The sequence below is a fragment of the Halopelagius fulvigenes genome, from assembly GCF_055398025.1.
The window spans coordinates 1,790,144-1,813,953 of record NZ_AP043846.1 but is presented as its reverse complement, the minus strand read 5'-3'; the positions used below and the strand labels follow the sequence as shown (position 1 = coordinate 1,813,953).

Below are 23,810 nucleotides of genomic sequence, written 5' to 3'. Positions count from 1 at the left end.
GGTGACTCACTCGTCGCGGCGTCCGAGTTTCCGCGCCCGACGCTCCGCTTCCTCGCGGGCGAGCGACTCGGCTTCCTCGCGGTCCACCACTCGCGGATTCGACGTCTCGGCGTCGATGACCGAGTAGAGCGCGAGCGTTCCGGCGACGGAGAGGAGGGCGAAGAGGACGGCGAACAGGGCGAAGCCGGCACCTTCCATGCGCGGACGTCCGCGCTCTCGCGAAGTAATTCTTCCCCCGCCGACGGGGAAGGTATTTATCCTCATGTCGGAATTAGCGAACGTATGAGCCCTCCAGAACGCGACGACGAGAGCGGTTGCCCGAAGTGCGGCGGCACCGAAACCGAGATGGACTCGATAGCGACGAGCGGAACCGGCTTCTCGAAGCTGTTCGACGTGCAGAACCGAAGTTTCACCGTCGTCACCTGCGCGAACTGCGGGTACTCCGAACTGTACCGCCGCGGTTCCAGCGGTAACCTCGTGGACCTGTTCTTGGGGTAGTCACGCCGCCTCGGGCGCGCGCCCGACGGTGACGTCGAACGGGACGACTTCCGCGCGGCGGTAGCGACCCTCGCGCATCTGTTCGACGACGGCGCGACCCATCTCTCGCCAGTCGCGGCGAAGCGCGTCGTACTCCGCCTCCGAGAGGACGCGCCGGAGTTCCGTCTCGTGGGCGTCGATGCCCGCGCCGTTGGCCTTCCGCGCCGCGCTCTCCAGGTGGTGTTGGTCGTACGGCGGTTCGACCGTCTTCTGGTGGTAGTAGCGCCGCGTCCGCACGTCGCGCAGGCCCACCTCCTCGAACAGCGTCGCCACCCGGTCGCCGAGGGCGACGTTCGTGCCGACGCCCTCGATGTACGCCTCGCGGACGGAGCGTTCGAGGGGGACTTCGGCGGCCACCGTCGAATCGACGCCCACGTCGGCGTTGTTCGGTTCGACGGCGGCCACGAGGTCGGAGGAGACGCGGGCGAACGCCGACACCGCCGCGGCGGGGTCGGGCAGGTTCACGAGGAGGGCCTGACAGACGACTAAGTCGAACGCGTCGTCCGCGAAGGGGAGGCGCGTCGCGTCGCCGGTCAGGGTCTGGAGTCCCGTCTCCTCGCGGGCGACGCGGGTGAGTTCGGGGTCCGCGTCGAGGCAGACGACGTCGCCGGGCGTCTCGTCGTCGAGGACGCGGGCGAGTTCGCCCGTCCCGGCCCCGGCGTCTAAGACGCGCGTCCGGTCGCCCAGCGAGAGGTCCGAGAGGGCGTCGCGGGAGTCGTCCCACATGCCCTCGCGCGTCCGCCGGAGGTACGATTTCGAGAACTTCCGCACGGGCGTCGGTACCCACGGCGGCGACAAAAGAGAGTCGGTCCGCGCCGTCGGGTCAGTCGCCGCCGCGCCGCGTCCGTCGGACGAGGGCGGCGACGCCGCCGACCAGTCCGGCGAGTCCCGCGACCGGTCCGAACCCCGGCGTCGGGCCCCGGCGTCCATTCGAGTCGGGGTCGCCGGTCACCCCTAAAAGATCCTCTAATTTTTATTCGTGCAAAAGTCACCTATCTACGGGTTTCGAGACTTGTACCGTCAGTTCTCTCTGAGTTCTCTCACTCGATTGATATTCCACTCGAACCCTTTGCCGTCCTCGTTCGGCGTCTCCAACACGAGGGGGACGTCCGCGAGATCGGGGTGATTGACGAACGCGCGCATCCCCTCCTCGCCGATGAGGCCCTCGCCGATGTGGGCGTGTTCGTCCTTGTTCGTCCCGCACTCGTGTTTCGAGTCGTTCAGGTGGACGCACTTGAGGTGTTCGAGGCCGACGGTGGCGTCGAGTTCCGCCACCGTCCCCTCGACGCCCTCGGCCGTCGAGAGGTCGTACCCCGCGGCGAAGGCGTGGGCGGTGTCGAGGCAGACGTCGAGGTCCTGTTCGGACGCTTCGAGGACGTACGCCAGGTGCTCGAAGTCGTCGCCCATCTTCGTTCCGCTCCCGGCGTCGCTCTCGATGAGGACGGTCACGTCGTCGGGGATGTCGAGTTCGTCGAGGACGGAGACGGCGTTGTCGAGGCCCTGTTGTTCGCCCGCGCCGGTGTGCGCGCCGAGGTGGACGTTGACGTACGGGACGCCGAGTTTCCGGGCGGCGTCCACCTCCTTCTGCATCGAGTCCAACGACTTCTTCCGGAGGCCGTCCTTCGGCGTGCAGAGGTTCACGAGGTAGGAGGTGTGGATGACCCACGGCCCCACGTCGTTCTCCTCGGACAGCGACCGGAACTGCTCGGCGTCGTCGTCCGCGATGTTCGGGTCCTGCCACACCTGCGGGGAGTGGGTGAATATCTGCCCGCAGTTCCCGCCGTCTTCCAACTGCCTGTCGACGGCGTTGAACACGCCGCCCGCGATAGATTCGTGTGCGCCAACTCGCATGACGGAGCGCAGGAACTACGGGAGTATAGGGACTTCGGAGTGAAGACAGTCAGGCGAACGGACGCGAGAGGGGCCGACGACCCCGACGGCGGCCGACGGCTACCGACCCTTCGGACGCCGCCGGACCCACTCGTCGGCGGCGTACTTCTCCGCCGCGCGTTCGCGCGCGCGGTCCAGTTCCTCGTCGGTCCACGACCCCTCCTCGGCGTCGGCCCACTCCGCGAGGGCGGACTCGACGGCCGCCACCGCGTCCGAACGCGTCGCGTCCGAGAGTTCGTCCGCACCGACGACGCGTTCGCGGAACGTCTCGGGCGAGACGTCGTGACCCGAGAAGACGTCAAGGTGGTCCCCCGCATGCACCGAGTACGTGAGCGAACCGTGCTGGATGACCGCGTCTCGCCGGCGGTACTGGGCGTTGCCGCTTATCTTCCGGCCTCTGGCGACGATGTCGTGGGCGGGGTGAAGCGCCCGGAGGTAGCAGGCGGGCGACCATATCTCGGGGGACTCCTCCGCCGCGAAGTCGGCGTCCACGCCCATCCGGCGGAACGCGTCGAGGACGGGTTCACAGAGGATGCGGTAGCAGTCCATCAGGTCGCCCGGGAGGTCGGACTTCGGCGCGACGACGGAGTAGGAGACGTCGCCGTCGTAGTCGTGGTAGATGCCGCCGCCGCCGGTCTGCCGTCGGGTGACGGAGACGCCCGCCTCCGCGCAGCGGTCCCAATCGACGGTGTCGGGGTCCTGGTGGTAGCCGAGAGAGAGCGTGCTCGGTTCCCACCGGTAGACGCGCACGGTTCGCGGGCCGCCCGACGCCGCCGTCTCGGCGGCAATTTCGTCGAGCGCCATCTGCATCGGGCCGTCGCGGGCCTCCTCGCGTATCAGTCGCCACTCGCGGTCGGCGAGGGGTCCGCGGGCATCCACGGTCATGCTCCGGGGTACGACTGACCGCCGGAAAGTGGTTTCGTCGCCCCTCGGAAGCGTCGGCCGCGAATGGCTCTCAGGCCAGTAGCCGGCACATCAGCATGAACAACCGTTCGAGGTTCTTCGAGAGCGTCGATTGCTTCTCGCTCTGGAGGACGACGTCCTCCTTGGCCGTCTGCAGTTCGATGGTCTGACCGTGGTCCGTGTGGTCCACCATCTTCAGGCTGGTGACGGCATCGAGGGGGACGACGACGTACCGGAAGTCCTCGTCGGCGATGTCGGCGCGACAGTGTTTCCCCAACACGTGGACGCTCCGTTCGGTCACGCCCACTTCGTACCCCACGTACCGCATCCCCGCGACTTCCGCGCCCGCGCGCTCTCCTTTCACCTTCGCCTTCAGGAGGTCGTCGCCAATGAGGAGTCCCTCGACCATAGTCGGCGGTGTTCGACTGCGGATATAAAACTACGCGAGAATGTCCGGATTTCGTATCGCAATATGTAGTGTACGCCCGGCTGGGGCGAAACTCGCGTCCCTTTTACGCCTCGCGGGCGTCGGTTCGGGTATGGTGCGGAACGTCGCAGGCGTGATGGCCGAGCTCGAACCCGAGGACTTCTATCTCCTCTCGGGCGTCGAGCAGGGGATGCGCTTCAGCGAGTGGGTCAACCGCGGCAAGCTCCCCGACCTCACCGGTCTCACCCCCGAGAACGTCGAATACAGGTTGGACCGGTGCGCGACGAGAGAGCTGATAGAGCGGAAGACCATCCAGTACGAGGGATACAAACTCTCGGTGAAGGGGTACGACGCACTCGCCCTCCGGACGTTCTCGAAGCGGGACACGATACAGGGCGTCGGCGCGCCGCTCGGCGTCGGCAAAGAGAGCGACGTGTTGGAGGTGCAGTCATACAAGCCGTTGGCGCTGAAGTTCCACCGCGAGGGGTACACCAACTTCCGGGAGGTGATGCGCGAACGCGACTACACCTCCGACCGACAGCACGTCTCGTGGCTCTACACCGCCCGGAAGGCGGCCGAACGCGAGTACGAGGCGCTGGAGGACCTCTACCCGGACGTGTCGGTGCCGCGACCCGTAGACCAGAACCGCCACGCGATCGTCATGGAGAAACTGGAGGGCGTCGAACTGGGGAAGGCCAAACTCGCGGACGAACAGGCCGTGGGCGTCCTCGACCTGATTCTCGCCGAAGTCGCCGCCGCGTACGAGGCGGGCTACGTCCACGCCGACATGAGCGAGTACAACGTCGCCGTCGCCGAGAACGGCGTCACCGTCTTCGACTGGCCCCAGGCCGTCCCGACGGACCACGACAACGCCCGCGAACTGCTCGCGCGCGACGTGAAGAACCTGCTCGGCTACTTCCGCCGGAAGTACCCCGCCGCGATGCCCGACGCGGTGGACGAACCGGACGTCTGCGACGCCGTCGCCGCCGACGAGTTCGAGACGGTCCGAGACTACGCCGAGTAGTCCGCTCTTTTCACTCCGAGGCGTTCGGCGAACTCGCCGCAGGAGGGTCTCTGGCCGCCAGCGTCTCGTGGATGCCGAGGACGAACGCGGGGACGACGATCATGAACAGGTGTTCTTCGAGTGGGATGCCGAGCAGTTCGACGCCCGTCCGCAACGGGATGGCGAAGACGCCGACTTCGAGCGTGTACCAGTCCCAGACGTACGCGACGGGGTAGACGACTGCTATCGTCCGGGCCGTCCGCCGAACGGCGTCCCTCCCGGCGCGAACGAGGAGAACGGCGGCGAACGTCCCGAACAGAACCTCCGTCGCCAGATACGTGTACGGCCCGAGGACGCCGATGTCAGGGAGGGGAACGCCCGCGAGGGGACGGTACGCGACGGCGACGACCAACAGGGCGAGGAAGACGTACGCGCCGCGGATGAGAAGCATCGTCGCGAGTCGCGGCGTCGCCCCGCGAGCGACCACGACGACGGCCCCGAACGCGAGCGCCGCGACGGAGGCGAACGCAGGGAACAGGCCGGTTATCGAGCCCGCGACGACGAGAAACAGGCCGAGGCCGACGAGGGCGTCCGCGAGGCGGAAGGCGTTGGCGTACCCGAGGACGACGGCGACGGTTCGTTTGCCGATGGAGCGGTCGTACTCGTAGTCTTGGGCGTCGTCGATGACCTTGACGCCCGAGAGGACGAGCAGAAAGACCGTCGCGAAGGCGAGCGGCGTCGCGGCGACGCCGCCCGTCTGTACGTAGTAGCCGCCGAGGATGCTGAGCGCGATGCCGAGGGGGTAACCGACCGTCGCCGTCACGGGGTTCATGTCGAGTTGCGGGGCGTGAAAGAAGCCGAGGAACCAGGTGGGGACGACGAGGGCGAGGACGCCAATATCGACGAGGGAGGTGAGCGCGGCGGCGCACGCCGCGAATCCGAGCGTCGCGCCCGCCAACCCGACGTAACACCCGCGGCGACTCATCGGGTGGTCGTCGTCCTCGCCGCGGCGGTAGAAGTCCACGTAGCCGTCCTTGACGTGGGCCGTGTAGACGGCGAAGAATATCGCGGCGGCGTGGACGGCACCGGCGAGGAGTCCGAACTCGCCCGCGAGGATGGCACCGAACCACGACGCCGCGAGCGGCGGCAGCATGAACACCGGGTGCACCTGCGACGCGAGGGCACCGACCGCCGCTCTCGTCCCCGTCCCGTGGCGTGCGATGGCCATAGCGTCTCTAGCGGCGCCGACGCCGAAAACGGTACGACCGATTCGCACGCCGTGCGAGCGGTGGCCGCAGACGAGAAGATTCACGCGAAAGCGACGTGATAAAACTGAATTACAGGATATTAAACTGGTTCGTCAGGGTGACTGTCGCCGCCGGACGGAGCGACCGCTACCGACGTCGACGCGGAGAAGTGAGAAACAGGTGGGACCGACCGCGCTTAGTTCGCGACGATGGGGTCTTTCAGGGCGGCGACTTCCGACATGATGACCTCGACGTTGTCGTCTCCGACGCCGTTCTCGCGGAGTGCGCGTTCGAGGTGGTCCGCGACGGCGTCGAAATCCGCCTCGGTGATGCCGAGGTGGGCGTGCGCCTCGTCCATGTCGGCCCCGGAGTACTCGACGGGGCCCCCGGCGACGGAACTGATGAACTGCACTTGGTGCGCCCGGAGTTCGTCCATATCCATTCCGTGGAAGTATTCGACGAGTCGTTCGTCCAACAGCACCCGGTCGTAGAAATCGTCGACGACTGCTTTCACGGCCTCTTTACCGCCTATCTGCCGATATACGGATTCGGACATCAGGGACGCGCGTACGTTGACGGGGCGTCGGCATAGCGTCCACCACTCACATGTAGGGCCTTATATAAGGCGAGTGGCGAACCGCGGCGGAGGAGGGCGGTCAGACGCCGAGTATCTGGTTCAGAAGTTTCGACTGCGCGACGGCGAGGTGTTCGGTGAACGTGGAGACGGAGACGCCGAGTGCCGACGCCACGTCGGCGGAGTCGGCCTCCTTCGGGCGTTCGAAGTAGCCCATCTCGTGGGCGGTGCTGAGCACTTCGTACTGCCGGTCGGTGAACGCCGACCGGTCCACGAGGACGAGCGAATCCCCGCCCTCGGGGTCCGACCGCACCAACCGGCGGACGCCGACGGTGTCGCACCGCGCGCGCAGGTCCGAAACGACGCGCCGAACCGTCTCCACGTCGGGCGCGACGAAGGAGACGGCGACGGTTCTGCCGTCGGCGTCGATGCTCCGAACCGGGCACCCGTGGTCGGGGACGCGCCCGCACGGGCAGTCTTCGCCCGCGGCGGTGAATCGAAACACCGACCGCGAGTCGTCGCCGAACACCCGTTCCGCCTCCTCGGGGACCGGCGGGTCGTCCTCGGCGCGTCTCACCGTGACCTCGCCGACGACGGACCCGCCCCGGGACGCCGCCTGCCGGTCGGTGACGACGGACTCCACCTCGAAGTCCTCGCTCATCGGGGCGACGGGACATCCGGTGACGCCGCCGACTTCTAGTTCCGCGTGAACGCCGATCATACCGACCCAACCGCCGCCGGGCACAAGGCGTCTGCGAAACGAGTCGACCGGCCGACTGCGGCGACGCATTAGGCCGACCTAAAATCCGAAACGCACTTGTCGTATTAGGGCAGCCTAAACCTCATGGCAGAAGATTCGCGGGGACGAACCGGTTCGACGCGGTGACAGTACCTCAAAGCCGGCGGCGCACTCGTCGGCGGCGGTCTGTCGGCGGGGTGTACCGGCGGGAGCGGGTCCGAATCGACGCCCGCGGAGACGGGGACGGAGACGGACGCGGCGGCCGCTGACGGAACCGAGACGACGGCGGACGCCGACTCCTCGTACTCGGTGACGATGCCGCCGATGGGCGAGGTGACGTTCGAATCCGTCCCGGAGTCGTGGATAGCCTACTTCAGCAACTACGGCGACATGGCTATCGCTCTGGGGCAACTCGACGGCCTCCGCGGACTCATCTTCACCGAGAACTGGCCGCTGTCCTTCTACGACTACCTCCCCGGCGTGGACGTCTCCTTCGACGACGTTCCGCAGATGATGGGCGAGGGAGGACTCGACAAGGAGGTGTTCTACGAACTGGACTGCGACGTGCACCTGATGGACCCGAACTTCATCCGGCGCCTCGCCGACGAGTGGGCCGCGGAGGACTTCGCGGAGGTGGAGACGAACGTCGGGCCGATACTCGGCAACTCGATTCGCCGCCGCGGGGAGGAGTGGCACGACTACCCCTACCTCTCGCTGTACGAGGCGTTCGAGAAGATAAGCGAGGTGTTCGACGAACGGGAGCGATACGAGGCGCTTTCGGCGGTGCACGAGGAGATGCTGTCGAACGTCGAATCGAAGTTGCCGCCGGAGGAGGAACGGACGACGGTCGGTCTCCTCTCTATCAACTCCGACTTCGAGAAGGGGGCGTTCTACGCCTACCCGGTCCACGACGAGAACGGCCACAAGCAGTACCGCGACTTGGGGATGCGCGGCGCGTTCGACGACGTCATCGACGGCAGTTACGCCCAGTGGGACTACGAGCAACTGCTCGAAGTGGACCCCGACGCCCTCCTGTTTCAGTACGGGTTCTCCCACGTCTCCACCGAGGAGTTCGAGGCGAAGATTCGGCGGATGCGCCAGGACCCCGTCGGAAAACAGCTCTCGGCGGTGAAGAACGACCGACTGTACCGCGGCGGCACCTCCTATCAGGGACCCATCGTCAACCTGTTCCAGACGGAGGCGGCGGCAAAGCAGTTCTACCCCGACGCGTTCGGCGAGTGGAACGGGGTGGAGACGTTCGCCGCCGACGAGGGGCCACTGTTCGACCGACAGCGAGTCGCCGATATCGTCACCGGGGAGTTCTGACCGGGGCGCTCAGAGCAGGGAGAGTTCGACGGAGTCGGCCTCGAAGTCCTCAACGAACGCGCCGCCGCCGCCGACGCTGAACGTCTCCTCCCCGTCGGTGACGACCAGCGTATTTTCGACGGGGAAGGAGTTCGTCGACGGTTCGAGCAGGCCCTGCCGCACGTCCACGATTCGGCCTTCGAGTTCCGTCGGGCCGTCGTCGTAGTGGACCGGACGGCCGGTGACGCGCGCCGCCACGTCGTCGCCCGCGCGGAGGTGAAGCGTCGCTTGGAAGACGGCGTGCCGGAAGTCGTCGTACGTCGCGGGGAGGTCCGCCGGTTCCCGGGTGTACACCTCCGCGGCCATCGGCCAGTAGTTCCCGAGGAACGACCCGACGATGACCGGTCCGAGCTGTTCCTGCGCGAAGACGATGGCCTGCGCCGCACTGTTGGACCGGGTGACCATCTCCGCGGGGGCGACGAGTCCCGACTCGTAGTCCACGGTGAGCATCGTCGGCATCGGTTGGTCCCACGCCCGCGCGACGGAGGCGAGGCCGGACAGTTCCACGTCCGTGCCGGGTTCGACGCCCGTGACGATGAGGAGGACGAGGACGCCGCGTTCGACGGCGGCGCGCAGTTCGTCGGCCACCTCGTCGAGGAGGTGATACGGGATGCCGAGCGTCACTTCCGCCTCCGCGCGGGCGACGAGTTCGGAGACGCGCTTCAGCACCGTCACCCGTGATTTCACCACCTCGAAGCGCTCCGACCGGGGTGCCGCCCGCGAGAACCGCGACTCCAAGGCGGGGCGCATGTCGTCTAAGTCGGACGTGAGCGCCTCCACCACGTCCGCTGGCGGGTTCGCCCGAATCGTCGTCGGGACGGCGTGGTCGTTGACCTCCACGAATCCCCTGTCGTCGAGTTTCTCAGCGATGCTGTACACGTACCGCTTCGAGACGCCCGCCTCGTCGGCGATGGTACTCGCCTTCGCCTCGCCGAGTTCCAGAATCGTCAGATACGTGTCTACCTCCTTGTCCGAGAATCCGAATCGCTGCAGCATGTCGGCGAGCGACGCGTCGTCCATACCGCTACATGCAGAGGGGCCGTACTTACATCACTCGGTCAGTTCGGCCCTCGACGCGCCGTGGGCGGGCGGTTCTCGCTACTCCGCCCGGAGGACGACGGCGTCCTCGACGCGGATGCCGCCCTCCGTCGCCACCTCGTCGCCAGAGACGAGGTCCGATGACGCCACCGGGCGGTCCAGCGAGACGGTCGCGGCGTCGCCGCCGAAGTTCAGGACGACGACGAGTCGGTCGTCGTCGCCGTCGCCGTCGCCGCCGCGTTCGTAGGCGACCACGTCGTCGGCCGCCGCGCCCGCGACGTCGACGGTCACGGGTTCGACGCGGTCGCTCCGGAGGGCGGGTTCCTCGTTGCGGACGGCGACGAGGCGGCGGTGGAACGCCGTCGAGTCGCCGTCGCCGTCGTGCCACTTCATCGTGCCGCGTCGCTCGGTCACGCCGCGTTCCTGCCCGTAGTAGATCATCGGCGTGCCGGGGAGCGTCAGCGTCGCGGCCGCCGCCGCGCGGAGGGCGTCGGGCCCGCACTCCGCGAGGTAGCGGTCCTCGTCGTGGTTCTCGACGTACCGCATGTGGGCTGCCTCGTCGGGGTAGCCGCGGCGCGCAGAGTCCGCGAGGGCGTCGAGTAGTTCCGTCGCGGGGGCCTCGCCGCCGCCTATCCGCCGGAGGGCGTAGTAGAGGTCCGTGTCGTAGTGCAGGTCGAACTCGTTCTCCCGGAAGTCGGCGTCCCGCGGCACCGTCTCGTCTAAGAGGAGAAAGTCGGGGTCGTGCGCCTTCGCGCGGGCGCGAACCTCCTTCCAGAAGCCGTGGGGGACGCCCCACGCCACGTCGCACCGGAACCCGTCCGCGACGGGCAACCACTCGTCTACGACGTCGAGCATCCACTCCCGCGTCCGGAGGGAGTCGTAGTTCAGGTTCGGAATCTTCGTCCAGTTGAAGTAGTAGGCGGGCGCGCCGTCGGCCGCCCACTCGACGTCGGAGGTGTCCTCCTCGGCGGGGACGCGGCCGTACAGGTCCTCGTACCCCTCGACGCCCGCCTCGTGGAGTTGGTACGCCGGGTGGTCCCGAGAGGTGTGGTTGACGACCAAATCGAAGAGGACGCGGATGCCCGCCTCGCGGAGTCGGTCGACCAGCGACTCGAACTCCTCGCGCGTCCCGAGGTCCGAGGCGGTGTCGAACAGGTCGGTGATGTGGTAACCGTGGCGGGTCGGACTCTCGACGACGGGCGTCAGCCACAGGGTGTCGACGCCGAGGTGTTCGAGGTACGGGACGCGGCGGCGAATCTCCTCGAACGTCGTCTCGACCGTCTCGCCGGCGAACTCGTGGACGAATATCTGGTACATCGTCGCGTCGCGGACCCACTCCGGCGGGTCGGCCGGGCGGCGGAACGACGCCTCGCCGTCCTCGACCGCGAGTTCGAGGGTGTCGGCGATACCGTGGCGTTCGGTGACCGGGACGGCGTGGACGCGCGTGAGTTCGGAAATGGTGTCGACTGTGACGCGGAGTTCGTCGTCCGCGACGAGAACGTCGTCCCGCGAGAGGGAGTCCCGGTCGTCGAGGTAGAACTCGACGTCGGGTCGGGAACCGTCCGGCGCGGGGTCGGCGTCCGCGGCGACGACTATCTCGTCGCCCTCGCGTCGGCCGTCGAGTGAGACGCGGGGGCGGCCCGGCCCCTCGACGGAGACGTCCACGTCGGCGTACGGTTCGAAGCCGTCGTCGAACGCGAAGATGAGGTTGTGGTCGCCCGGCGGGAGGCGCGCCTCGACGGCCCACTCACCCTCGTCCTCGTCGAACGTCGCGCGGTGCCGACCCATCGTGAAGTCGTTGAACCGCCCGATGACGGAGACGGAATCGACCGACTCGGCCGGGACCGCCACCTCGTCGGCCGCCACGGCGACGCGGACGTTCGTTCGGGGGTCGGGGAACGCGCGGACGGTCTGTCGGTGGGTGCCGTCCGGGGCGTCCAGTTCCAGTCGGTACGCGCCGGGGACGTCGGGGTCAAGGTGGACGACGGGGCCCACTCCGACCGTCGCTTCGCTCCCTTCGGGCCGGTCGAGGAGGCGCCACGAGAACGCGGCCGTCGCGTCCGGATTTCGGGGCGCGAGTTCGACCGGCGACCCGACGTGCGTGAACCGAGGCGGTCCGGGATGGTGCATACCCACACGCCCACGCCGACCCTGTTTACTGTTTCGCTCCGAGATGAATCTGTGAACGAATATTACACCAAAAGTTATACCTCTGCGGCGGGGAGGCTCCACCAATGCAACTTCGAGACGCGCTGAACGACTACAAGCGTCACCGGGACCACGAGACGCGGTTTCCGGGCGAGTGTCGGACGACGACCGGCCGTTTCTCCGGGCTGGACGGTCGATTGGTGCACGTGGACGAGGACGGGCGACTCCGCGACTTCAGCTACCCCCTCGTCGGGCTGACGGGCGTCGCCCGGTCCAGAGTGGGCGTCCGACCGGCGGGTGCCGCGGACTCGGAGACGGCGTGGTTCGACGCCGAGACGGGCGAGCAACGGTACTACGGGAACACCGCGCTCGTCGTGACGACGCACGAGACGCCGCACGGCGTCGTCGCGCAGTACGACCTGACGCTCGGCGACGTGCACGTGACGCACGTGGACGTCTCGGAGGTCGACGGCGAACTCGACGTGGTCGCGTGCGTGGGGTTCGCCCCCGACGGCCGCGACACCCGCATCGGCCAACTCCGCCACGGCGACGCCGTGGAGGTGTACCACGCCGAGGAGCACGACTACCTCGCCAGCGCGACGGGGTTCGAGACGCTCCGCGGCGAGGCGTTCGGCGACTTCAGCGGACTCGTGGGCGACGCCCCCGACCCGTACCCGCGCCCCGTCTCCGACGACCGGTACGAGGAGGGTCAGTTGAGCGGCGACGTGGTGGGCGTCCTCCCCGCGCGCGAGGGGTCGGCGACGTTCGCGACGCTCCTGACCGACCGGGCGGAGTGCTCCCGGGCCGACGCCCTCGACGCCGTTCGGGCCGCCGCCGAGGAGTACGCCGACGCGTCGGCGCTGGAACGGGCCGCCGAGACGCAGGTCGGCGACGTCTCCGGCCCGCACGCCGACGCCGTGGCCGCCGACCTGCGCGTCCTCTCGCTCCTGTCGGGACCGCGCGGCCTCCGCACCGCCGGACCGGATTTCGACCCGTACTACGTCTACTCCGGCGGGTACGGCTACACGTGGTTCCGCGACGACTCCGAGATATCGCTGTTCCTCCTCGAATCGGACCGCCGGTTCGACCTCGGACTCTCGGAGTGGCACGAGAAGAGCGCGCGGTCGTACCGCGAGACGCAGTTGGAGGACGGGTCGTGGCCGCACCGCGTCTGGCCGTTCGACGGGTCGTTGGCCCCCGGCTGGGCGAACGGCCGACTGGAGGCCGGCGGCGACGTGGAGTACCAAGCCGACCAGACCGGCAGCGTCGTCTCCTTCCTCGCGGCGTACCTCGCGGACGCCGACGTTGACAAGGCCGACGAGGTTCGAGCGACGCTGGAACGCGCGCTCGCCGGGATGGACGACACGCTGGCCGACGACGGCCGCCCCGCGACGTGCCAGAACGCGTGGGAGGACGCGTCGGGCCGGTTCGCCCACACCGCGGCGACGTTCCTCGAAGCGTACTCCGCGCTGGCGGCGGCCGGTATCGAGGGCGTCTCGGAGCGAGCGCTCGCCCGCGCCGAGGACGTCTACCGCGCCGTAGACGACCTGTGGGTCCCGGAACGCGGCATCTACGCCCTCCGGGAGTACGGCCCCGACGCCGACGCGGCGGGCGAACTCGACGAGCGCTGTGACTCCGCGGCGCTGGCACTCGCCGCCGCGCACCGCGCATACGCCGACGTGGGCGAGGTGGACGGGCGGCGACTCGACCGCCTCGTCTCTCACGTCGAGACGGTCACCGAGGAACTGTACCGCGACCCCGAGGAGAGCGACGTGGCGGGACTCGTTCGCTACGAGGGCGACGGGTGGCGGACGCGCGAACAAGGGGCGGAGAAGATTTGGACCGTCTCGACGGCGTGGGGCGCGCACGCCGCCGCCAGTCTGAGCGCCCTCCTCTCGGATCGCGGCGACGACCGGGCGGAGTCGCTTGCGGCGACGGCGCGCGAACTCCTCGGGCACGTCCTCCCCGGCGGGTCGCTCTGTCTGCGGAACGGCTACCTCCCGGAGCAGGTGTTCGACGAGGGGACGCCCGATAGCGCGACGCCGTTGGGGTGGCCCCACGCCCTCCGACTGGCGACGGTGGCGCTGATGGACGAGTACGAGATGATAGAAGCGGGGGCGGCGGCGACGGAGCGTCGGCCGCCCCGACGGAGCCCGAGCGTCGGCGCGCCCGACGCCGACGACTGAGGGCGACTACGCCGCCGCTTTCTTCCGTTCGGTCGGTTCCTCCCACAGGAGCGACTCGCCCGACTCCGCGTCGAACAGGGTGACGTCGCGTTGGTCGAACGTCACGCGGATCGTGTCGCCGTTCGACGGTTCGACGTGGGAGTCCACGCGGGCGATGAAGTCCGGCCCGAGGTCCAAGTGGAGGTAGTTGTCGCTGCCGACCGGTTCGACGACTTCCACAGTGGCGCGGAGGCCGTCCTCGTCCTCCGCCACCGTCACGTTCTCCGGGCGGACGCCGAGGCGCGCCTCGGTGACCCCCGTCCCGGAGGCGGCGCGCGCCGCCTCGCCCGTCAGTTCGTACGCGAAGCCGTCGTCGTTCGTGAGGGCGACGCGTCCGCCGTCGCCCTCGACGGCCACGTCGACGAAGTTCATCGACGGCGACCCGACGAACCCGCCGACGAACTCGTTGCGCGGGTTGCGGTACACCTCCGTCGGCGCGCCCGTCTGCTGGAGGACGCCGTCGTTGAGGATGGCGATGCGGTCGCCCATCGTCATCGCCTCCTCCTGGTCGTGCGTCACGTAGATGGCAGTGATGTCGAGTTCGTTCTGGAGGCGTTGTATCTCCGTCCGCATCGTCGTCCGGAGCTTCGCGTCCAAGTTCGAGAGCGGTTCGTCGAACAGGAACACGTTGGGTTCGCGCACGATGGCGCGTCCGAGAGCGACTCGCTGCTTCTGGCCGCCGGACAGTTCGTTCGGCCGGTCGTTGAGCAGTTCCTCTATGTCCATCATCTCGGCAGTCTCGCGAACCCGTTCCTCGCGTTCGGCCTTCGAGAGGTCGGTGCTCATCCGGAGGCCGAACGCCATGTTCTGGCGGACGGTCTTGTGCGGGTAGAGCGCGTAGTTCTGAAACACCATCGCCACGTCGCGCCGGCGGGCGTGGACGTCGGTCACGTCCTCGCCGTCGATTTCGATGGTCCCCGACGTGGGCGACTCCAGACCCGCCAGCATCCGGAGTGTGGTCGATTTCCCGCACCCCGAGGGACCGACCACGGTGACGAACTCTCCGTCCTCGACGTCGAGCGATACGCCGTCCACCGCGACGATGCGCCCGTTGTCGAACTCCTTTCTGAGATTATCGAGCGTTACGGTTGCCATTGCCCCGTGACTTGGTACGACGGTGTATAGTTCTTACCCTCTCGCGTGTATTTGTGATGCACTATTTCGTAGTTCTTTTCGCGTTCTGTGCTACCGAGACGCGATGTGCGGCGCGTTCGGCCCCGACGCCGCCGTCCTCGGCTTCATCCGTATGATAAAGAGTGAGGAATCCGAATGAGTTAAGTCGTGAACGAATAATTCATCTCACGTTCAGCCATGACCATGGAACGCAGAACGCTGCTGAAACGCCTCGGAACCGCGGGCGTCGCCGCGATGCTCGCCGGGTGCGTGGGCGTCCAGAGCCAAGGAGACCAGACGGCGCAGTCGGGCGGCGAGTCGTCCACCGCGGGCGGGTCGGGCGAGTCCGCCGGAACCGCGAAGGCGTGGTACGCCCTCCCCGACACCGAACTCCCCGCCCGGAAGTCCGCGATAAAGCAGTTCAATCAGAACTCAGCGCATACCGTCGAAGGGGCGGACATCTCGGACATGCAGAAGAAGACGACGAGCGCGATTCCCGCCGGACAGGGACCGCAGACGTTCGAGTGGGCCCACGACTTGGCGGGCGACTACATGGAGCGCGGCTTCATCGTGGACCAAGGGGACAAGTTGAACGTGAGCCTCGACGAGTTCACCGACGCGGCGGCCGAGGCGGCACAGTACGACGGGAACGTCGTCGGTCTGCCGCACACGGCCGAAACCGTCGCCCTCCTCTACAACAAGGAACTCGTGGACGAAGCGCCGCAGACCGTCGCGGACATGAAGGCCGTGATGGAAGAGCACCACGACCCGAGCAACAACAAGTACGGCCTCGGGATGCCCTTCGCGGACCCCTACTTCCTGAGCGCGTGGGCGCACGCGTTCGGCGGCTACTACTTCGACCACACCAAGGAGGAGCAACTCGGCGTGGCCAAACCCGAGACCGTAAAGGGCGTCCAGTTCGCGGTGGACAACTTCGTGCCGTACATGCCGAACGACCCCACGTACGAACCGCAGGCGTCGGCCTTCGCGGAGGGGAACGCCGCGTTCGCCATCAACGGCCCGTGGTACCTCTCGACGCTCAACGAGAAGGGCGTCGACTACGGCATCGCCAAACTGCCGAAACCCGAGGGCGGCGACCCGAGTCCGTTCACCGGAATCACCCTCTGGTACTTCTCGAAGAAGATGGGCGAGGGCGGTCCCTCCGCCGCGGCGGCGCGCGCCTTCGCCGAGTGGTACGTCACGAACGAGGAACTCCTCCTGAAGAACGCCGAAGAGACGGGGAACATCCCGGTGCTGAAGAGTCTCGCCGAGAGCGGCGACCTGCCGGAGAACGTGCAGGGGTTCGCCGAGGCGGTCCAGCAGGGCTACCCGATGCCCGCCCACCCGAAGATGAACAAGGTGTGGGACCCGGTGAAGGCCGCGCTGACGAAGGGGTTCAACGGGAAGGACGTCCCGAAGGCGATGGAGACGGCCGCCGAGGAAATCCGCGGAAACTGGGAGTAACGACGACCCATGAGCACTGCTTCACGCGTTGCACGCCGCGTCGAGGAGGTGCCGTTCCTCGACAAGAGCGACGTGTCGCTCCTCTTCGTCCTGCCGGGCCTGTTCGTCTTCTCGGCGTTCATGCTGTTTCCGGTGCTGTACCTGCTCGGCATCTCCTTTACGAACGCCGCGCCCGCGAACCTGTTCGCCGGCGAAGGCGCACTGTCGGTGCTGACGTTCGGGGAGGCGGCGTTCGTCGGCCTCGAAAACTACGCCCGGGTGCTGTTCGGCGGCACGTTCGACCTCGTGTTGTTCGGCGAGACGCTCCTCACCCTGCCGATCAACGGCCAGTTTTGGAACTCCTTCGGCGTGACGTGGCTGTTCGTCGCCACGAGCGTCACGCTGAAGATCACGCTGAGTCTGGCTATCGCCCTGGTCGTCACCGGCGAACGGGTCCGCGGCAAGCGGTTCATGCGTTCGTTCATCATCCTCCCGATGGGTCTGCCCGCCATCTTCACCATCACCGTCTGGCGCGGCATCTTCAGTTCCGCCGAGTTCGGACTCGCGAACCAGGTTCTCGCGATGCTGGGGTTGGAGACGGTGTCGTGGCTCAGCAACCGGTGGATGGCGTTCGTCGCCTACAACGTCACGGAGGCGTGGTTGGCCTACCCGTTCATGGTCATCATCACAGTCAGCGCGTTGCAGGACGTCCCCGACGAACTCCACGAGGCGGCGATGGTGGACGGCGCGGGCTACGTCGCGCGCTTCTTCCACGTCACCCTCCCCTCCATCAAGAAGCCGGTGCTGTTCGCGTCGATTCTGACCGCCGCGGCGTCGTTCCAGCAGTTCCTCATCCCCTTCGTGTTCAACGAGGGCGGCCCGGCGCGGCAGAACGAACTCATCGTCGTGTACGGCTACCGCGAGGCGTTGTCGTTCTCCCAGTACGGCCGGGGGGCGGCGATAAGCCTCATCGCCGTCGTGTTCATCGGCGCGTTCATGTGGTTGAACGTCAAGCGCGGACGACTCGCTGACGGGGTGAACGAAGCGTGAGCCTCTTCGACGGCGTCGGTCGGAAGGTGAAAGAGGACGCGCGCGACGTCGTCTCCGCACCGCTGGAAGTCGCCCGCGACGCGGCGTACACCGTCGAGGGCGTCCGCAACGGCGAGATATCGCCCGCCGAACCGCTGAAGACGGCGGGCGCGACGCTCGGCGCACTCGTCGGCGTCCTCTTGCTCCTGTTTCCCATCTACTGGATACTCATCGCGGCGCTCTCGGGGACGGGAGGCTCCATCTACTCGTCGAGCGGTCTGAAACTGTTCCCGGAGAGTCCGTCTTTGGTGCCGTTCCTCTGGGTCGTCGGCGACCTCATAATCCCGGCGTACAGCATCTCGCTCAATATCCCGTCGAGCGACATCGCCATCGTGTTCAACACGCCGCAGGTGGTGTTCCTCGACGTGAGCGCGTTGAAACCGGGCACCATCGGGCGAATCGCGTTCGGTTCGGCCGAACTGTTCCCCGGATTCGGCGTCCAACCCATCGAGAACCCCTCGACGTTCAAGAAGTTCTTCTGGAACAGCCTCACCGTGGCGATTCCGACGGTCATCATCTCGCTGTGCCTCGTCGTCCCGGCGGCGTACGCCCTCTCGCGGCGGGAGTTCATCTTCCGCCGGAAGATTCTGTTCGTCTACGTGTTGATGACGCAGGTGGGGAGCGGACTCGGCATCGCTCTGCTCATCGGACTGTACACGGTGTACGTCCAGTTCGGCATCAACGACAACAAGCTCGCACTCGCCGTCTACTACGCGGCGACGGCGGTGCCGTTCAACACGTGGCTTCTGAAGACGTACATGGACGGCATCCCCGTCTCCTACGAGGAGGCGGCGGTGGTGGACGGCGCGCCGCCGTGGCGCGTCGTCACCGAAGTCATCATCCCCCTGTCGGCGGCGGGACTGGCGACGGTGTTCATCTTCACGTTCCTGACGGGGTGGACGGAGTTCGTCGTCGCCCAAACCCTCCTCGGGACGGAGAACTACACGCTCCCGGTCGGGTTGTTCTCGCTCATCAGCGAGTACTCCATCCCGTGGGCGCGGTTCTCGGCGTTCGCGCTCACGTTCGCCGCGCCCATCATGCTCGTGTACCTGTTCGCCCAACGGTACATCGAGGGCGGTCTCTCGTTCAGCGGGATGGAAGGCTGAACCCGGCGACTATTTTTTCTTCGCGTGCGCGCGAACCGGCCCGACGGAGGACGGCGACGAACGCACCGACAGGCGTTCGCACGCACGGGGACGAGGATTCGAAGTCGTTAAAGGCGAACCGAGGGAACGTTCGGTAACTCGCTGGTCAGACGGGCACGCCAGCGGGCACCCGTGAGAACGGGACGAAATGTGGAGGAGCGTCGAACGCCCCTCCGAATCGCAAGCGCCCGTGGTGAAACTATGGCACGAAGCTTCTACTCTCACATCAAGGAGGCATGGAAGCAGCCCGGCGACGGCAAACTCGCCGAGCTGCAGTGGCAGCGAAAGCAGGAGTGGCGCGACCAGGGCGCGATAGAGCGCATCGAGCGTCCGACGCGCCTCGACAAGGCCCGCGAACTCGGCTACAAGGCCAAGCAGGGCATCGTCGTCGCGCGCGTCTCCGTCCGCAAGGGGAACGCGCGCAAGCAGCGCCATAAGGCCGGACGCCGGTCGAAGCGGCAGGGCGTCAACCGCATCGGTCGCCGCAAGAGCATCCAGCGCATCGCCGAGGAACGCGCTTCGCGGAAGTTCCCCAACCTGCGCGTCCTCGCGTCGTACTGGGTCGGCGAAGACGGCTCCCAGAAGTGGCACGAAGTGATTCTCGTGGACCCCGAGCACCCCGCCATCCAGAACGACGACCAACTCAACTGGATCTGCAGCGACGACCACAAGGGCCGCGCCTTCCGCGGTCTGACGAACTCGGGCAAGTCGAACCGCGGCCTCCGCAAGCGCGGGAAGGGTTCGGAACACACCCGCCCGAGCGTCAGCAGCAACCGCCGCCGCGGCAAGTAACGCGCCGCTCCGATCCGAATTTTCTTTCGTAACCGCTCGGCCAGCGACCGCTCCGTGCGACGGTCAGGAGAGCACGACGACCAGAAGCGACAGCGTCACGAAGACGACGTGGGTGCCGGCGTGCGCGAGCATGGCGGCTTCGAGGTGGTACCGCCACGCGAACCACCCGTAGACGACGCCGCCGAGGGCGTTCAACAGCACTGTCCGAGCCACGACGGACGGCGTGAGCGTCCCGATGCCCGCCACCGCCGGGAGGTGGCCCAGACCGAAGAGGAGGGCGGTGATGCCGATGGCGGGCCACATCACGGTCGGTCCGGGTCGGCGGACGCCGCCGGTGGCGCGCCACCCCACCCACGCGACGGCGGACAGCACCCCCCACCGGAGGATGAGTTCCTCGGTGATGCCGCCGTAGAGGAACCTGACCGGAACCGACGCGAACACTTGGAGGAAGGTCGGTCGCCCCTCCACCGCGGGCGTCGCCCCCAACGGCGCGAACACGACGTCGAGCGACGCCAAGAGCAGTCCGACGGCCGCGCCCGCGCCGACGGCGTACGGGGCGATATCGCCGAGTTCGGGGAGGACCGGCGTCCCGTCCGTCGCTCGGTCGGCGACGAGGGAGCGAAGCCCGACGCAGGGGGCCGCCCGCGTTCCGAGGAGGACGGCGACGATGAGGAACGCCGTCGGAGCGACGAGGGTGAGAAGGAGCACCGCGAGCGTCGAGAATCCGGGAACGTCGGGGAGAGCCCCCGTGAGCGCGACTGTCGCCCCGAGGGAGGCGACGCCGACGAGGCCCAACCCGAGGAGTGCGCCCGCGCGCCGCAGGTACGACCCACCTCCGGCGTCGGGTCCGACGGACCCGGCGGACGCGTCGGTAGGTGCTTGCATCGTCATAGCGGGAACATGTCCGGTGAGCGGATAAACGCGGCGACGAACCGCGGGTCGATCGCCTGCCGGTCAGTCGTCCGCCGACTCGGTGGGGCCGTCCCACGCGTCGAACCCGCCGCTGAGGCTGGAAACGTCGGCGTCGAGGCGCGAATCGAGTATCGAGGCGACGCGTCGAGAGCTCTTGCCGACGTAGCAGGCGACGACCACCTCGTCGCCCCACTCGCGATCCAGCGTCGCCGCCGAGAGGCGTCGAGCGGGGACGTTCTCCGCGCCGGCGACGTGGCCCTCGGCGTACGCCGAGGGGTCTCGGATGTCGAGGACGGTGAGGTCGGTCTCTCCGTCGGCGTCCAGTTTCGACGCCAGTTCGTTGGGAGTCGTCTCGGTTACCATACGGGGAGGTTCGGACGGCGACTGAAACCGACTGCGGTTCGGCGTCCCGTGCGTTCGCCTCCGCCGCCGCCGCGTTCGCCGTCCGGAGTACCGGCACGTCCGACCGGGCGGGGAGGAGTTATCCGGGTCCGCTTCCGACGTAGGGGTATGCCCCTCTCGCTCGACTCCACGCAGTTGGACAGGTACTCCCGGCACATCATCATGGACGAAGTCGGCCCGGAGGGACAGGAACGACTCCTCGACTCGCGCGTCCTCGTCGTCGGGGCGGGCGGACTCGGATCGCCCGTCGTCGAGTACCTGGCGGGCGCGGGCGTCGGCACCCTCGGCGTCGTGGACGACGACGCCGTCGAACGGAGCAACCTCCAGCGTCAGGTCATTCACGGCGACGACGACGTGGGGCGGCCGAAAGTCGAGAGCGCTGCGGACTTCGTGGCGCAACTCAACCCCGACGTGACCGTCGAGACGTACGAGACGCGACTCGACAAATCGAACGTCGAAGACGTCGTTCCGGGCTACGACGTGGTGGTGGACGCCTCCGACAACTTCCCGACGCGCTACCTCCTCAACGACTTCTGCCGCCTCCGGGAGATTCCGGTCGCCCACGGGGCGATATACAAGTTCGAGGGGCAGGCGACGACGCTCGTCCCCGACGGCCCCTGTTACCGGTGTCTGTTCCCCGAAGCGCCCGAACCGGGCACCGTCCCCGACTGCGCGACGACGGGCGTCCTCGGCGTCCTCCCGGGCACGGTCGGCTGTCTGCAGGCGACGGAAGCCGCGAAACTCGTCCTCGACGTGGGCGAACCCCTCGTCGGCCGCCTCCTCTTCTACGACGCGATGGACGCGACGTTCGAGACGGTGTCGTACCGGCGGAACCCCGACTGCCCCGTCTGCGGCGACGACCCCATCGACTCCGTGGCGGACGTGGAGTACGCGGACGCCTGCGCGGTGTCGCAGTAGTCGCGTCGCTCCGGGGCGTGAGACGTAGAGAACGGAGAGAAGTCGCGTCGGGTCAGTCGTCGAACTCGAAGCCTCCGTCGGACTCCGTCAGACGTGTTCCCGCATCTGACGATGCGTGACCGCCGTCAGATTGCATCTGTCGTGCTCCCACGTCGGGAGACGCGTGACCGCCGTCAGACTGCGCCTGACATGTTCCCGCATCTGACGATGCGTGACCGCCGTCCGGGCGCGTCTCGACCGCCGCCTCGTCGCCCTCCGAACTTGCGCCGCGAGCGTCGAAGTCGACGTCCACGTCCGTGGAGGAGGCGTCGCCGCAGAGGCGGGTGACGCGTTCCGTGAGTTCGTCGAGGGCCATCGTCTGGTCGGCGGTGGCGTCGGTAATCTCCGCGGACGCCTCCTCGGTGTCGTTGGCGTGCGTCTGGGCGGACTGAATCGTCGTCGTGACGCCCTCGATGTTGGAGGCCTGACTGTCCGTCGCGCGCGCGACTTCGGAGACGCCGTTGGCGGCGGCGTCCGCCGCGTCGGCTATCTCCTCGAGCGAACCGAGCACGTCCTCTATCTCGCCGGAGGCGACCTGAATCTGCTCGTGGGACTGCTCGGAGGCGTCCACGGTCACGTCGGCCTGTTCCTGAATCTCGTCGATGCTCGCGGCTATCTCCTCGGTGTGGGTGTGCGTCTGGTTGGCGAGTTGCTTCACCTCGTCGGCGACGACGGAGAAGCCCTCGCCGGCCTCGCCCGCCCGCGCCGCCTCGATGTTGGCGTTCAGCGCCAGCAGGTTCGTCCGGTCCGCGACTTCCGCGATGACCTCGACGACTTCCTCGATGGCCCCCATCCGCTCTTGGAGTTCGGTGACGCTCTCCAGTAGGTCGTCGGAGATTTCGATGACGTTGTCGGTCGCCGTCCGGACGGACTCGCCGGCTTCGCGGCCGTTCTCCGCCGCGGACCGGGCCTGTTCGGCCGCGGTGGCGACTTCGTCGGAGGTGGCCGCTATCTCCTCCATGCTCGCAGAGAGGTCCTGCATCTCGTCCGCGCCCGTATCGAGGAGCGTGCTCTGTTCGTTCACCTGCGATTCGATGCGCGTCGCGGCGTTCGCCGCGCGCTCTATCGCCTCGCCGAGGTGGGCGGCCTTCTCGTCCACCTCGTCGGCGAGTCGTTCGAACCGGGAGGCCATCGCGTTGAACTCGGGGACGATGGTGAGGACGTCGTCGGCGAGGACGCCGCGTTCGTCCTCGTACCCGACGCGCGCCGACAGGTCGCCGTCCGCGAGAGCGCCGATGGTGTCGAGGAGTTCGTGGACGAGTGCGAGCGACGCGTTGTCCCGCGCGACGGTGTCCGTCCGGTCGTGGACGACTTCCATCACCGCGACCGGTTCGTCGCCATCGAAGATGGGCTGGGCGACGAAGCGGATGTGGCGTTCGACGCCGTCGGCGGTCACCATCGTGCTCGCATCCTCGAAGGCCACCGTGCCCTCGACGGGGGTGACGCCGAACCGTTCGTCGGCGTCGCGCGGCGCTTCGAGCACCTTGTCCGCGAGCGTCTTCGCGCGGCGGCCGTCGGGGTAGAACGCCTCGCTGGCGTGCTGCGAACCGAGCGCCTCCGCCGCGGAGACGCCGGTGAGCCCCTCGATGGGCCGGTTCCACGCGACGACTCGTCCGTCCGCGTCGAGGACGAACACGGGCGACCCCACGCCGTCGAGTAGTTGCGCCGGTGCGAGCGAACACGCAACTCCCGTTACGGTCCGTGCGCCACCGGTGGCGACATCGCCGAGGGAACCTCGGCGGGCCGCCGAACTTCGTCCGGCGACGCCACCATCCGCCCGGGTTCGCTCGCCGCCGAACGGCAGTACCGCGGCGAGTCGCGAGAACAACGAGTCTGACATCGTGAACACCTCACACATACC

Annotated in this window: 24 protein-coding genes; 9 read left to right on the top strand and 15 right to left on the bottom strand. The window is 67.7% G+C overall.

Going from position 1 to position 23,810, the window contains the following annotated elements; genetic code table 11:
* Window positions 1-6 precede the first annotated feature (6 nt).
* Window positions 7-198 carry a hypothetical protein gene (locus tag ACZ522_RS14050; RefSeq protein ID WP_379698374.1) on the bottom strand — a complete coding sequence of 64 codons (192 nt, stop codon included), beginning with the start codon at window positions 196-198 and terminating at the stop codon, window positions 7-9.
* Window positions 199-282: 84 nt separating this feature from the next.
* Between ACZ522_RS14050 and ACZ522_RS14045 the strand changes: the two genes are divergently transcribed.
* Window positions 283-498, top strand: a complete 216-nt coding sequence (locus ACZ522_RS14045) for a zinc ribbon domain-containing protein (protein WP_379698377.1) — start codon at window positions 283-285, stop codon at window positions 496-498.
* Here ACZ522_RS14045 and ACZ522_RS14040 read toward each other — a convergent pair whose 3' ends face one another.
* The 5 genes from ACZ522_RS14040 to ACZ522_RS14020 form a co-directional block, all read right to left on the bottom strand.
* Window positions 499-1,308 carry a class I SAM-dependent methyltransferase gene (locus tag ACZ522_RS14040; RefSeq protein WP_379698380.1) on the bottom strand — a complete coding sequence of 270 codons (810 nt, stop codon included), beginning with the start codon at window positions 1,306-1,308 and terminating at the stop codon, window positions 499-501.
* Between the two features lie 52 nt (window positions 1,309-1,360).
* Entirely contained in the window at window positions 1,361-1,489 is a 129-nt protein-coding gene (locus tag ACZ522_RS14035; RefSeq protein WP_379698382.1) for a hypothetical protein, read from the bottom strand.
* 68 nt (window positions 1,490-1,557) lie between these two features.
* A complete protein-coding gene (locus tag ACZ522_RS14030) occupies window positions 1,558-2,388 on the bottom strand; it encodes a deoxyribonuclease IV (protein WP_379698384.1) in 831 nt (276 codons plus the stop codon).
* Window positions 2,389-2,487: 99 nt separating this feature from the next.
* The gene (locus ACZ522_RS14025) at window positions 2,488-3,312 is read right to left on the bottom strand and encodes a lipoate--protein ligase family protein (protein ID WP_379698386.1); all 825 of its coding nucleotides are present in this window, start codon (window positions 3,310-3,312) and stop codon (window positions 2,488-2,490) included.
* A 70-nt stretch (window positions 3,313-3,382) separates the two neighbouring features.
* Window positions 3,383-3,739, bottom strand: coding sequence for a hypothetical protein (locus ACZ522_RS14020; RefSeq protein WP_379698388.1), 357 nt, complete (start codon window positions 3,737-3,739; stop codon window positions 3,383-3,385).
* A gap of 130 nt (window positions 3,740-3,869) precedes the next feature.
* Between ACZ522_RS14020 and ACZ522_RS14015 the strand changes: the two genes are divergently transcribed.
* A complete protein-coding gene (locus ACZ522_RS14015; protein WP_379698390.1) occupies window positions 3,870-4,781 on the top strand; it encodes a serine/threonine-protein kinase RIO2 in 912 nt (303 codons plus the stop codon).
* Window positions 4,782-4,791: 10 nt separating this feature from the next.
* Here the strand turns inward: ACZ522_RS14015 and ACZ522_RS14010 are convergent, their stop codons facing one another.
* From ACZ522_RS14010 to ACZ522_RS14000, 3 genes are all read right to left on the bottom strand, one after another.
* On the bottom strand, window positions 4,792-5,988 hold the full coding sequence (locus ACZ522_RS14010; protein WP_379698392.1) for a lycopene cyclase domain-containing protein: 1,197 nt from the start codon (window positions 5,986-5,988) through the stop codon (window positions 4,792-4,794).
* Window positions 5,989-6,203: 215 nt separating this feature from the next.
* Window positions 6,204-6,566: a group I truncated hemoglobin gene (locus ACZ522_RS14005; protein ID WP_379699918.1), complete on the bottom strand. Its 363-nt coding sequence runs from the start codon at window positions 6,564-6,566 to the stop codon at window positions 6,204-6,206.
* Window positions 6,567-6,663: 97 nt separating this feature from the next.
* Window positions 6,664-7,302, bottom strand: coding sequence for a helix-turn-helix domain-containing protein (locus ACZ522_RS14000; protein ID WP_379698395.1), 639 nt, complete (start codon window positions 7,300-7,302; stop codon window positions 6,664-6,666).
* Window positions 7,303-7,635: 333 nt separating this feature from the next.
* Here ACZ522_RS14000 and ACZ522_RS13995 point away from each other — a divergent pair, with 333 nt between their 5' ends.
* A complete protein-coding gene (locus ACZ522_RS13995; RefSeq protein WP_379699921.1) occupies window positions 7,636-8,646 on the top strand; it encodes an ABC transporter substrate-binding protein in 1,011 nt (336 codons plus the stop codon).
* Between the two features lie 9 nt (window positions 8,647-8,655).
* On the opposite strand, the gene ACZ522_RS13990 is transcribed toward ACZ522_RS13995, so the two are convergent.
* Entirely contained in the window at window positions 8,656-9,705 is a 1,050-nt protein-coding gene (locus ACZ522_RS13990) for a TrmB family transcriptional regulator (RefSeq protein WP_379698397.1), read from the bottom strand.
* Window positions 9,706-9,783: 78 nt separating this feature from the next.
* Complete coding sequence (locus ACZ522_RS13985) at window positions 9,784-11,853, bottom strand: alpha-amylase family glycosyl hydrolase (protein ID WP_379698400.1); 2,070 nt, start codon at window positions 11,851-11,853, stop codon at window positions 9,784-9,786.
* 104 nt (window positions 11,854-11,957) lie between these two features.
* On the opposite strand from ACZ522_RS13985, the gene ACZ522_RS13980 reads away from it, so the two are divergent.
* Complete coding sequence (locus ACZ522_RS13980; RefSeq protein WP_379698403.1) at window positions 11,958-14,057, top strand: DUF7997 domain-containing protein; 2,100 nt, start codon at window positions 11,958-11,960, stop codon at window positions 14,055-14,057.
* Window positions 14,058-14,063: 6 nt separating this feature from the next.
* Here the strand turns inward: ACZ522_RS13980 and ACZ522_RS13975 are convergent, their stop codons facing one another.
* The gene (locus ACZ522_RS13975; RefSeq protein ID WP_464391779.1) at window positions 14,064-15,191 is read right to left on the bottom strand and encodes an ABC transporter ATP-binding protein; all 1,128 of its coding nucleotides are present in this window, start codon (window positions 15,189-15,191) and stop codon (window positions 14,064-14,066) included.
* Window positions 15,192-15,407: 216 nt separating this feature from the next.
* Here ACZ522_RS13975 and ACZ522_RS13970 point away from each other — a divergent pair, with 216 nt between their 5' ends.
* From ACZ522_RS13970 to ACZ522_RS13955, 4 genes are all read left to right on the top strand, one after another.
* Complete coding sequence (locus ACZ522_RS13970; protein WP_379698409.1) at window positions 15,408-16,673, top strand: extracellular solute-binding protein; 1,266 nt, start codon at window positions 15,408-15,410, stop codon at window positions 16,671-16,673.
* A 9-nt stretch (window positions 16,674-16,682) separates the two neighbouring features.
* The gene (locus ACZ522_RS13965; RefSeq protein WP_379698411.1) at window positions 16,683-17,702 is read left to right on the top strand and encodes a carbohydrate ABC transporter permease; all 1,020 of its coding nucleotides are present in this window, start codon (window positions 16,683-16,685) and stop codon (window positions 17,700-17,702) included.
* Window positions 17,699-18,847, top strand: coding sequence for a sugar ABC transporter permease (locus tag ACZ522_RS13960; RefSeq protein ID WP_379698414.1), 1,149 nt, complete (start codon window positions 17,699-17,701; stop codon window positions 18,845-18,847). Before ACZ522_RS13965 ends, ACZ522_RS13960 begins: the two co-directional genes overlap by 4 nt.
* 240 nt (window positions 18,848-19,087) lie before the next feature.
* The gene (locus ACZ522_RS13955) at window positions 19,088-19,678 is read left to right on the top strand and encodes a 50S ribosomal protein L15e (RefSeq protein WP_379698417.1); all 591 of its coding nucleotides are present in this window, start codon (window positions 19,088-19,090) and stop codon (window positions 19,676-19,678) included.
* A gap of 63 nt (window positions 19,679-19,741) precedes the next feature.
* Here ACZ522_RS13955 and ACZ522_RS13950 read toward each other — a convergent pair whose 3' ends face one another.
* Window positions 19,742-20,563, bottom strand: a complete 822-nt coding sequence (locus ACZ522_RS13950) for a CPBP family intramembrane glutamic endopeptidase (protein WP_464391778.1) — start codon at window positions 20,561-20,563, stop codon at window positions 19,742-19,744.
* A gap of 69 nt (window positions 20,564-20,632) precedes the next feature.
* Window positions 20,633-20,953, bottom strand: coding sequence for a rhodanese-like domain-containing protein (locus tag ACZ522_RS13945; RefSeq protein ID WP_379698421.1), 321 nt, complete (start codon window positions 20,951-20,953; stop codon window positions 20,633-20,635).
* A gap of 147 nt (window positions 20,954-21,100) precedes the next feature.
* On the opposite strand from ACZ522_RS13945, the gene ubaA reads away from it, so the two are divergent.
* A complete protein-coding gene (gene ubaA / locus ACZ522_RS13940) occupies window positions 21,101-21,910 on the top strand; it encodes an SAMP-activating enzyme E1 (protein WP_379698423.1) in 810 nt (269 codons plus the stop codon).
* 52 nt (window positions 21,911-21,962) lie between these two features.
* Here ubaA and ACZ522_RS13935 read toward each other — a convergent pair whose 3' ends face one another.
* Window positions 21,963-23,789 (bottom strand): methyl-accepting chemotaxis protein, encoded by a 1,827-nt coding sequence (locus tag ACZ522_RS13935; protein ID WP_379698426.1) that lies wholly within the window; start codon window positions 23,787-23,789, stop codon window positions 21,963-21,965.
* Between the last annotated feature and the right edge of the window lie 21 nt (window positions 23,790-23,810).

Excerpts from the sequence above, each read along its gene's own strand:
- ACZ522_RS13965 (WP_379698411.1), top strand. The coding sequence starts at position 16,683 with ATGAGCACTGCTTCACGCGTTGCACGCCGCGTCGAGGAGGTGCCGTTC.
- ACZ522_RS14045 (WP_379698377.1), top strand. The coding sequence starts at position 283 with ATGAGCCCTCCAGAACGCGACGACGAGAGCGGTTGCCCGAAGTGCGGC.
- ACZ522_RS13990 (WP_379698397.1), bottom strand. The coding sequence starts at position 9,705 with ATGGACGACGCGTCGCTCGCCGACATGCTGCAGCGATTCGGATTCTCG.
- ACZ522_RS13970 (WP_379698409.1), top strand. The coding sequence starts at position 15,408 with ATGACCATGGAACGCAGAACGCTGCTGAAACGCCTCGGAACCGCGGGC.
- ACZ522_RS14020 (WP_379698388.1), bottom strand. The coding sequence starts at position 3,739 with ATGGTCGAGGGACTCCTCATTGGCGACGACCTCCTGAAGGCGAAGGTG.
- ACZ522_RS13985 (WP_379698400.1), bottom strand. The coding sequence starts at position 11,853 with ATGCACCATCCCGGACCGCCTCGGTTCACGCACGTCGGGTCGCCGGTC.
- ACZ522_RS13975 (WP_464391779.1), bottom strand. The coding sequence starts at position 15,191 with ATGGCAACCGTAACGCTCGATAATCTCAGAAAGGAGTTCGACAACGGG.
- ACZ522_RS14025 (WP_379698386.1), bottom strand. The coding sequence starts at position 3,312 with ATGACCGTGGATGCCCGCGGACCCCTCGCCGACCGCGAGTGGCGACTG.
- ACZ522_RS13945 (WP_379698421.1), bottom strand. The coding sequence starts at position 20,953 with ATGGTAACCGAGACGACTCCCAACGAACTGGCGTCGAAACTGGACGCC.
- ACZ522_RS14030 (WP_379698384.1), bottom strand. The coding sequence starts at position 2,388 with ATGCGAGTTGGCGCACACGAATCTATCGCGGGCGGCGTGTTCAACGCC.
- ACZ522_RS14000 (WP_379698395.1), bottom strand. The coding sequence starts at position 7,302 with ATGATCGGCGTTCACGCGGAACTAGAAGTCGGCGGCGTCACCGGATGT.
- ACZ522_RS14010 (WP_379698392.1), bottom strand. The coding sequence starts at position 5,988 with ATGGCCATCGCACGCCACGGGACGGGGACGAGAGCGGCGGTCGGTGCC.
- ACZ522_RS13950 (WP_464391778.1), bottom strand. The coding sequence starts at position 20,563 with ATGCAAGCACCTACCGACGCGTCCGCCGGGTCCGTCGGACCCGACGCC.
- ubaA (WP_379698423.1), top strand. The coding sequence starts at position 21,101 with ATGCCCCTCTCGCTCGACTCCACGCAGTTGGACAGGTACTCCCGGCAC.
- ACZ522_RS14050 (WP_379698374.1), bottom strand. The coding sequence starts at position 198 with ATGGAAGGTGCCGGCTTCGCCCTGTTCGCCGTCCTCTTCGCCCTCCTC.
- ACZ522_RS13955 (WP_379698417.1), top strand. The coding sequence starts at position 19,088 with ATGGCACGAAGCTTCTACTCTCACATCAAGGAGGCATGGAAGCAGCCC.
- ACZ522_RS14015 (WP_379698390.1), top strand. The coding sequence starts at position 3,870 with ATGGTGCGGAACGTCGCAGGCGTGATGGCCGAGCTCGAACCCGAGGAC.
- ACZ522_RS13995 (WP_379699921.1), top strand. The coding sequence starts at position 7,636 with ATGCCGCCGATGGGCGAGGTGACGTTCGAATCCGTCCCGGAGTCGTGG.
- ACZ522_RS13935 (WP_379698426.1), bottom strand. The coding sequence starts at position 23,789 with ATGTCAGACTCGTTGTTCTCGCGACTCGCCGCGGTACTGCCGTTCGGC.
- ACZ522_RS13980 (WP_379698403.1), top strand. The coding sequence starts at position 11,958 with ATGCAACTTCGAGACGCGCTGAACGACTACAAGCGTCACCGGGACCAC.